Raw genomic sequence first — 8890 nt, forward strand, 5'->3', positions numbered from 1 at the left:
ACGCCGCAGAGTTCCTCAACTTGCAGCCGCTTCTTCCACGCTCACGCAGGTGCACACCAGATGGCGGTCGCCATACACGTTGTCGATGCGAGACACCGGGGGCCAGTACTTGCTCTCCTGCACCCACGGCAGCGGGAAGGCCGCCACCTCGCGCGTGTAGGCATGCGGCCACTCGCTCTTCATCACAAAGGCCGCCGTGTGCGGCGCCTGCTTCAGCGTGTTGTCCGTCGGGTGATACTGGCTGCTTTCCACGCCCACCATCTCCGCGTGGATGCACTGCATCGCCTCGCAGAAGCGGTCCATCTCCGCCTGGCTCTCGCTCTCCGTCGGCTCGATCATCAGTGTTCCTGCCACCGGCCAGCTCATCGTCGGCGCATGGTAGCCGAAGTCCATCAGCCGCTTCGCCACATCCTCCACGGTCACCTTGTGGAAATGGCTGAAGTCCAGGATGCACTCGTGCGCCACCAGGCCTTTCGAGCCTTTGTACAGCGTGGGGAAATTCCCCTCCAGTTTTTTCGCCACGTAGTTGGCGTTGAGAATCGCGTACTTGGTCGCATCCACCAGCCGCGGCCCCATCATGGCGATGTACATCCACGAGATCGTGCAGATGCTCGCGCTGCCCCATGGCGCGGAGCACACCGCCCCCTCGCGCCGGTCCGGCCGCCACGTGTGGTGCCCCGGCAGATGCGGCCGCAGATGCGCCGCCACCGCGATGGGCCCCACGCCCGGCCCGCCGCCGCCATGCGGAATGCAGAAGGTCTTGTGCAGATTCAAATGGCACACATCCGCCCCGATGCGCCCCGGCGAGGTCAGCCCCACCTGCGCGTTCATGTTCGCGCCGTCCATGTACACCTGCCCGCCGCAGTCATGCACCGCGCGGCAGATTTCCACGATCGACTCCTCAAACACCCCGTGCGTGGAGGGATACGTCACCATCAGCGCGGCCACCTTGTCCTTGTGCGTCTCCAGCTTCGCCTTCAGATCATCCACGGCGATGTTCCCCTGGTTGTCACACGTCACCGGCACCACTTTAAATCCGCACATCACCGCGCTCGCCGGATTCGTGCCGTGCGCCGAAGTCGGAATGAGGCACACATCGCGGTGATCTTCCCCGCGCGCCGCGTGGAAGCGTTTGATCGCCAGCAGCCCCGCATACTCGCCTTGAGACCCCGCATTCGGCTGCAGTGAAACGGCGTCAAATCCCGTGCACTCCGCCAGCCAGGCCTCCAGATCTCCAAACATCGAGCGGTACCCCTCCGTCTGATCCTGCGGCGCAAACGGATGCAGGTTGTTCACCTCCGGCCAGCTCAGCGGCATCATCTCCGCCGCGGCGTTCAGCTTCATCGTGCAGGAGCCCAGCGGAATCATGCTGCGGTTCAGCGCGATGTCCTTCGCTTCCAGCCGGTGCAGATACCGCATCATCTCCGTCTCGGAGTGGTAGGAGTTGAACACCGGATGCGTGAGAAAGGCGGACGTGCGGTGATGCCGCGCGGAGCAGTGCAGCGGCTGGGTTTCATCCATCACTGGCTTCTGCTGCACCTTGGAAATGCCAAAGGCCGTGGCCAGATTCAGCAGTTCCTCGCGGCGCACGCGTTCGTCCAGCGCCACACTCACCGTGTTCGCATCGATCTTCCGCAGATTGATGCCGTAAATCAGCGCCCGCTTCAGCAGATCGTCCGCATTCGGCACCCGCACGCTGATCGTGTCAAAAAAGTCGTCGCTCAGCACGTCCAGCCCCGCCCGCAACAGCTCGCCCGCCAGCCACACCGCCGCGCCATGCACCCGATGCGCGATGGTCTTGAGTCCCTCCGGTCCGTGATACACGGCGTACATGGAGGCCATCACCGCCAGCAGCACCTGCGCCGTGCAGATGTTGCTCGTCGCTTTCTCACGGCGGATGTGCTGCTCACGCGTCTGCAGCGAAAGCCGGTACGCCGGCCTGCCCGAGGCATCCTTGGAAACACCGATCAAACGTCCCGGCAGGCGGCGCTTCAGCGCATCCTTCACCGCCATGAAGGCCGCATGCGGCCCGCCAAAACCCAGCGGCACGCCAAAGCGCTGGCTGTTCCCCACGCAGATGTCCGCGCCAAATTCCCCCGGTGGCCGCAGCACAGTCAGAGAGAGCAAGTCCGCGCTGACCACCAGCAATGCGCCCGCCTCATGCGTCTCCTTCGCCAGCTCCGCAAAGTCATGGATGATGCCCTGCGTGTCCGGATACTGCACCAGCACCGCGGCGAGGCCCTTGGTCCCGTCATGCTTCCACTTCAGCACATCCCCCACCTCCACGCGGATGCCCAGCGCATCCATGCGCGTGCGCACCACCTCGATGTTGTGCGGATGGCACTGGTCTGAAACAAACACGCGCGAGGCTCCCGCCACCTGCGCCACCGCCAGCCCCAGCGCCTCCGCACACGCGGTGCCTTCATCCAGCAGCGAGGCATTCGCCACGTCCAGCGCCGTCAGGTCGCGGATCATCGTCTGAAAGTTGATCAGCGCCTCCAGACGTCCCTGCGCAATCTCCGCCTGATACGGCGTGTAGGCCGTGTACCACCCCGGGTTTTCCAAAATGTTCCGTTGAATCACCGGCGGCGTGAAGGTGTCGTGAAATCCCAGCCCGATGAAGGACCTCATCACCTTGTTCAGCCCCATGATCTGCCGCATGCGCCGCAGCGCCTGCTCCTCGCTCAGCGGTGGCGCCAGATTCAGCGGCTCCCGCACCCGGATGCCCTCCGGCACCACCTGATCAATCAAATCATCGAGCGTTTTGAAACCAAGCGTTTGCAGCATGCTCTCCGCCTCGGCGGCGGAGGGACCAATGTGACGGCGGGAAAAATTCGTGGGCATCGAGATCGGAGCAGTGTGGATGACACCGCCACCGTACCAAGCCTCGCGCCCCTGTCACTTGCCAAACAGTGCCCAGAATTTTTTCTCCGAGTCCTTCTGCTTGCCCTTCGCCTCTCGCAAAAACGGCGCCAGCGCCGCCAGGTTCAGGATCCAGTGGTTCAGGTGGTTGAAGGGCGCGCTCAGCGGGCGCTCAAAATCCACAAACAGCACCACGCGGTACCCGTCCGTGTCATTCCACACCTCGTGGTTGTACGTGTCGTCAAAGATCACCGCCTTGCCCTCCTGCCACGAGTAAACCTGGTCCGCGATGCGGATGCGGCACTCATGGCGCGGCTCCGGCACCATCAGCCCCAGGTGCATGCGCAGCACCCCGGCCCACGGCCCGCGATGATGCGGAATGTGCTTCCGCGGCGAGAGAATCGAGAAGAAGCCTGTGGTGCAGCCCGGGATCTTCGCCAGCACCTTCATCGTCTCCGGGCAGTGGCGCGCGTTTTCCTCGCAGTCCATTCCCACGCCCTTCAGGAAGAAAGTCTTCCACTGGTCATCACCCTGGATCATCCCCACCTCCTTCACAATGTCCTGAAAGCTCGGCATCGCATCGCGGTATTTCATGATCGAGTCCAGCTCCGCCCGCACCTTCGTCCAGTCCGCCTCGATGTCCTTCACCCACGGAAAATGCCGCGAGTCATAGATCGGCGGGTCTCCCTGCACGGAGCAGTGCGCAATCACCGCCTCCACCATGTCCTGCAGCTTGTTGGTGATGCGTTCCATCAGCCCCTTCGCCGGAAAGGTCCGGTGGCGGCGGTGGTAGGCGTCGATCGGCTTGAGCTGAAAGCCGGCGGGAACGGTGGCGGCAGTGGCAGATGCTTCAGAAGACATGGGGGCGGGAGATCCAGTCGGTCATGAGTAACGAATTTGTCACTCAATGCAGCCGAAAAATCGGAGAAAAGCCGCTCGGATTTTGGCGGCTTAGGCGATGTGTTTGCTGTAGGCGGCGGCGTCCATCAGGGAGACCAGCTCCGCAGCGTTCGCGGTCTTGATTTTGAAAATCCACCCGCCCGTGTAGGGCTCGCGGTTCAGCAGGCCCGGATCGCCGGACAGCGCGTCATTCACCGCCACGATCTCCCCCGCCACCGGCGCATAGATGTCGCTCGCTGCCTTCACAGACTCGATCACGCACACCTGCTGCCCGGCGCTCACCTGCGTGCCCACCTTGGGAGGATCCACAAAGACCACATCCGTAAGCTCTGCCTGCGCATGATCCGTGATGCCGACCGGAGACGGGCTTTGCGTGGGGTCGATCCATTCGTGGGATTCGCGGTAGCGGAGGTTTTCGGGGACGTTGCTCATGGGAGAGAGTGGGTGAGGTGGAAAAACTAAACGGACGGCTTGCGATAAAACGGCTTCTTCACCACTTCCGCCGGGAATCGCCGCCCGCGGATTTCGATTTCCAGCGTGCTGCCGATCGCCGCGGCGCTCAGCGGCACATAGGCCATGCCGATGCCCGCGCCCAGGCTGGGAGACTGCGTGCCGCTGCACACCTCGCCCACGATCTCTCCACCGGAAGCCACCGGATAATGCGGCCGCGGCGGCGGCGCGGCACCAGTCATGCGGAAGGCGGCCAGCTTGTCAGGCAGCCCGGCGGCCTTCTGCGCCACCAGCGCCTCGCGCCCGGTGAAGTCGCCTTTGTCCAGATCCACAAAGAAGCCCAGTCCCGCCTGCAGCGGCGTGCGCTCTTCAGAGAGATCGTTGCCATTGAGCGGATAGCCCATCTCCAGACGCAGCGTGTCACGCGCGCCGAGACCGCAGGCCATGCCGCCTGCCGCCTTCACCGCATCCACGATCTTGCGAAACCACGCTTCCGCGGTCTCGATCGGCATGAAAAATTCAAAGCCTTCCTCGCCGGTGTAGCCCGTGCCGCACAGCCACATCGGCCCGTTCTCCGTCATGGTGACGAGGATGGTGTTGTGCTCAGGAAAGGACTTCGCATCACCAAACACTGCCGCCGCCACTTCACGCGCCTTCGGTCCCTGGATGGCCAGACCGGCGGTGAAGTCGCTCGCATTCGCCATCATCACATCATCATCCTTCGTGAGCTGGGACTCCAGGTGCTCCCAGTCCGCATCGATGCGCGAGGCGTTCACCACCAGATAAAATTCCCGCTCGCTCGTGCGATACGCGATCAGGTCGTCAATCACACCGCCACGCGCGTTTAGGAGAAGCGTGTATTGCCCCTGCCCCGGCTGCAGCTTGGCGATGTTGTTCGTCAGCGTCCGGTTGAGAAAGGCTTCCGCGCCCGGGCCGCTCACGATGAACTGCCCCATGTGCGAGATGTCAAACACGCCCACGCTCTGGCGTACCGCCTTGTGTTCGTCCACGATCCCCGTGTACTGCACCGGCATGTCCCATCCGGCAAAGGGCACCATGCGCGCACCCATTTCCACATGCACGGCGTGCAGGGGAGTGCGGCGGAGGGAGGTGGGGTCGGACACGGTGCGCGCATGTTGTGAAGCACGCGGCCTTTGTCAATACGCCCGGCATTTTGAGCACACATCAGGATGGCAATGTCATTTGCAGCGCATCGCATTCGCTCCATAGTTTGCCTCCCCCACCGCCCGCCAAAAAAACCCTCGCTCATGGCAGCACCTTTTCTCTCCCAGGACTTTCACATCCGCTGGTCCACCCTCACCCCCGAGCACATCGAAGCCGACATCCGCGCCGCCTTGGAAAAGGCCCAGGCAAATCTGGATGCGGTCATCGACCAGGACCGCGGCAAGATGAACTTTGAATCCGTCGTCTTAGGCCTGGACGAATGCACCCGCGAGCTCAATGAAGCCTGGGGCCTCGTCACCCATCTCGACTCCCTCTGCAATTCCCCCGCCCTCCGCGAGGCGCACAATAAGATGCTGCCGGAGGTCAGCTCCTTCTTTGCCAAGATCCCCCTCAATGAGCATCTCTGGGACCTCTTCGTCACCTACAGCAAGACCGACGAGGCCAGGCACCTCACCCCCGTGCGCAAGCGCGCCCTGACCGAGGCGATGGAAGGCTTCATCGAGGCCGGCGCCGATCTCCCTCCGGAGAAAAAGAAACGAGTCGAAGAGATCGAGGCCGAGCTCTCCAAAAGCACTCAGAAGTATTCAGAAAACGTCCTCGACTCCACCAACAAGTGGGAGCTCATCATCGATGACGTCGCCCGCCTCAAAGGTCTCCCCCAGACCGCCGTGGACGCCGCCAGGGCGGACGCTCTGGCCAAGAACCTCGGCACCCCGGAGAAGCCCGTCTATCGCTTCACTCTGAAGGCGCCTTCCATGATCCCCGTCATGGAGTACCTCGAAGACGAAGGCATCCGCCGTCAGGTCTGGGAGGGCTCCTGCAGCATCGGCCGCGGTGGCGAGCACGACAACACCGAGCTCGTCTGGAAGATTCTCCGTCTGCGCCATGAAAAGGCGCAGATCATGGGCAAGGCCAACTTCGCCGACCACGTCCTCGCTCATCGCATGGCGAAGAACGGCCAGAGCGCCTTCCGCTTCATCACAGATCTCTACGAGCGCGTGCACGAGGCCTTCCAGCGCGAGACCATCGAGCTCCAGGAGTTCCGCGCCGACAACGCCCACCAGACCGTCGATCTCTTCCAGCCCTGGGAAGTCGCCTTCTGGAGCGAGCGCCAGCGCAAATCCAAGTACGACTTTGATGAGGAGGAGCTCCGCCCCTTCTTCCCCATCGACAAGGTGCTCAGCGGCATGTTCCAGATAGCGGAAAAGGTGTTCGATCTCCGCATCGTCAGCCGCGAGGTCGTCTATGTGGAGCCCGGCAAGGAGGCCCCCGCCAATGTCAGCACCCGACCCGGCAAATCCGGCCCTGTGGAAGTCTGGCACCCCGAGGTGAAATTCTACGAAGTGCGCAATGAGAAGGACGTCCATATCGGCTCCTTCTACGCCGACTGGCACCCGCGTGACTCCAAGCGCGGCGGTGCCTGGATGAACTACCTCAAGATGGGCGTGCCCCCCAGCGGCGAACGCGACCGCCGCCTGCACCTCGGCCTCATCTGCGGCAACATGACCCCTCCCGTGGATGGCAAGCCCGCCCTGCTCACCCATGACGAAGTCACCACCGTCTTCCATGAGTTCGGCCACCTCCTGCACCAGCTCTGCGGCAATGTGGAAATCCCCTCTCTCAATGGCGTGAGCGTTTACTGGGACTTCGTCGAGCTCCCCTCGCAGCTCATGGAAAACTTCTGCTGGGAGCGCGAGAGCCTCGATCTCTTCGCCCGCCATTACGAAACCGGCGAGACCATTCCCGCCCGTCTCTTCAAGAAGATGCTCGCCGCCAAAAACTACCGCAGCGCCAGCGACATCATGCGCCAGCTCGCCTTTGGCAAGCTCGACCTCGAGCTCCACATGCATCACGCCACCGACGAAGGCGCGGACCTCGACAAGCTCGCCCGCTCCCTCCTCAAAGGCTACCTCATGGAGCTCAAGACCGAGCAGCCCACCATGGCCCGCCGTTTCGGCCACCTCTTCAGCAGCCCCGTCGGTTACGCCGCCGGCTACTACAGCTACAAATGGGCCGAAGTGCTGGATGCAGACGCCTTCACCCGCTTCCAGCAGGAAGGCGTCCTCAATCCCGCCGTCGGCCGCGAATACCGCGACACCATCCTCAGCAAAGGCAATTCCGAAGACCCCGCCAAACTCTTCCAAAACTTCATGGGCCGCGACCCCGACGCCATGGCCCTCCTCGTCCGCGCCGGCCTGGCGTAACCCTCTCCCTCCGCGTTCTCCTACCCCCGCCTGCCCCGGAACTTCCAGACCCATTCCGCACACTCCGCCACAACCCCGGCACACCGATTGCTTGCAACCCTGGAATAAATGCTAACGTACTAGCGTCTAATCACACGCAATGCTCACCCGCCTCACAGCCCTGATCCTCACCCTCTGCATCGGCCTGCCGATGTGCTGGTGCTGCATCGCGGCTCCGCAGCGGGCGGAAGTCGCTGGCTGCTGCGCCATGAAGAAGAAGCAGCACGCCCCCTCCCATCAGTCGCCCTCGCATTCTCAGGACCCCACCTGCCCCTGCGCCCGCCACGAGTCTTCACGCGATGTCGCCTCCACGCTGGTGAAGGCCCCCGCGCCCGCCTTGAAGCTCCTCGCCGAGCCCGTCTGGATCATCTCCTCCCTGGAAGTCCTCACCTCGTCCCTTTCCGAAAAACCCGCGCCCCGTCACGATCACGGGCCGCCCCTGCACGCACCGCCGCTCTACGCGCGCCATTGCGCCATGCTCATTTGAAGCCACGCACCCCGCGTCTGGAAGCCAGACGCTCCGGGCAGTGACTCAAACTTCTCGCGGCCAGCGACCGATCGCGCCGCCACTCCAGACCGCCTGCCCGGCCGTCTGGCCTCACCGCCAGTTCAACCCCCGGCACGCGCATGCCTGCGCCGCATGCCGGACACCTCAAAGCAGGCACCGCAAAGCAACAACACAAACACATCCAATAATATGAAATCCATCCTCACCCTCATCGCCGCAGCCTCCGTCGCCGCCTTCGCCGTCAACGCCTCCGCCGCTGAAAAGTGCGCCAACTGCGCCGCCTGCTGCAAGGCCGCGACGAAGACCTGCACCAAGGACTGCTGCAAGGGCAAGTAATCCGCCCCGCTCAAGCCGACGCCGCCACCCGCCCCCGGGTGGCGGCTTTTTTATGCCAAAAAACAGTCCCCGTTTCGTGCCATCACCCCTCAAAACCCAAAGCCTTCATTCCCAAAATTCGCGGATATTCGCGCCCATTCGCATGATGCATCCATCGACTCCCGCACGGATTCGTTGGTTCACCGTTTCACTGACTTACTGACTTACTGACTCACTGATTTACTGATTTACCGACGCACCAACGCCCCCCCTCCGACCCGCATTCCTCATTCCTCATTCAATGTCGTTAAGTTAAGGAAAGGCAGCGCGAAAAGCGTTGAACTGCAAGCTTGTTGAGTGAACGATGAGTGGGTGTTTCGCCTTCGCGCAGCGCCGATTGTACATTCTATAACCACCATGGACCTCA

At 62.8% G+C, this 8890-nt stretch carries 7 protein-coding genes; 3 read left to right on the forward strand and 4 right to left on the reverse strand.

Annotation, left to right across the window (positions count from 1 at the left end):
- Positions 1-15: 15 nt before the first annotated feature.
- The 4 genes from gcvP to gcvT all read right to left on the reverse strand — a co-directional run bounded on the left by gcvP (position 16) and on the right by gcvT (position 5336).
- Entirely contained in the window at positions 16-2844 is a 2829-nt protein-coding gene (gcvP, locus tag ACILSQ_RS18670) for an aminomethyl-transferring glycine dehydrogenase (protein ID WP_395745161.1), read from the reverse strand.
- A 54-nt stretch (positions 2845-2898) separates the two neighbouring features.
- Positions 2899-3723, reverse strand: a complete 825-nt coding sequence (locus ACILSQ_RS18675; protein WP_395745162.1) for an aspartyl/asparaginyl beta-hydroxylase domain-containing protein — start codon at positions 3721-3723, stop codon at positions 2899-2901.
- Positions 3724-3813: 90 nt separating this feature from the next.
- Positions 3814-4194 carry a glycine cleavage system protein GcvH gene (gene gcvH / locus ACILSQ_RS18680; RefSeq protein WP_395745163.1) on the reverse strand — a complete coding sequence of 127 codons (381 nt, stop codon included), beginning with the start codon at positions 4192-4194 and terminating at the stop codon, positions 3814-3816.
- A 26-nt stretch (positions 4195-4220) separates the two neighbouring features.
- Positions 4221-5336: a glycine cleavage system aminomethyltransferase GcvT gene (gcvT, locus tag ACILSQ_RS18685; protein ID WP_395745164.1), complete on the reverse strand. Its 1116-nt coding sequence runs from the start codon at positions 5334-5336 to the stop codon at positions 4221-4223.
- 144 nt (positions 5337-5480) lie between these two features.
- Between gcvT and ACILSQ_RS18690 the strand changes: the two genes are divergently transcribed.
- The 3 genes from ACILSQ_RS18690 to ACILSQ_RS18700 all read left to right on the forward strand — a co-directional run bounded on the left by ACILSQ_RS18690 (position 5481) and on the right by ACILSQ_RS18700 (position 8484).
- Positions 5481-7601, forward strand: a complete 2121-nt coding sequence (locus ACILSQ_RS18690) for a M3 family metallopeptidase (RefSeq protein ID WP_395745165.1) — start codon at positions 5481-5483, stop codon at positions 7599-7601.
- Positions 7602-7740: 139 nt separating this feature from the next.
- Positions 7741-8127, forward strand: a complete 387-nt coding sequence (locus ACILSQ_RS18695; protein WP_395745166.1) for a hypothetical protein — start codon at positions 7741-7743, stop codon at positions 8125-8127.
- Positions 8128-8337: 210 nt separating this feature from the next.
- A complete protein-coding gene (locus tag ACILSQ_RS18700) occupies positions 8338-8484 on the forward strand; it encodes a hypothetical protein (protein ID WP_395745167.1) in 147 nt (48 codons plus the stop codon).
- Positions 8485-8890 lie beyond the last annotated feature (406 nt).

Source organism: Prosthecobacter sp. (genome assembly GCF_044227185.1).
Classification (GTDB): domain Bacteria; phylum Verrucomicrobiota; class Verrucomicrobiia; order Verrucomicrobiales; family Verrucomicrobiaceae; genus Prosthecobacter.

Excerpts from the sequence above, each read along its gene's own strand:
- ACILSQ_RS18700 (WP_395745167.1), top strand. The coding sequence starts at position 8,338 with ATGAAATCCATCCTCACCCTCATCGCCGCAGCCTCCGTCGCCGCCTTC.
- gcvP (WP_395745161.1), bottom strand. The coding sequence starts at position 2,844 with ATGCCCACGAATTTTTCCCGCCGTCACATTGGTCCCTCCGCCGCCGAG.
- ACILSQ_RS18695 (WP_395745166.1), top strand. The coding sequence starts at position 7,741 with ATGCTCACCCGCCTCACAGCCCTGATCCTCACCCTCTGCATCGGCCTG.
- ACILSQ_RS18675 (WP_395745162.1), bottom strand. The coding sequence starts at position 3,723 with ATGTCTTCTGAAGCATCTGCCACTGCCGCCACCGTTCCCGCCGGCTTT.
- ACILSQ_RS18690 (WP_395745165.1), top strand. The coding sequence starts at position 5,481 with ATGGCAGCACCTTTTCTCTCCCAGGACTTTCACATCCGCTGGTCCACC.
- gcvH (WP_395745163.1), bottom strand. The coding sequence starts at position 4,194 with ATGAGCAACGTCCCCGAAAACCTCCGCTACCGCGAATCCCACGAATGG.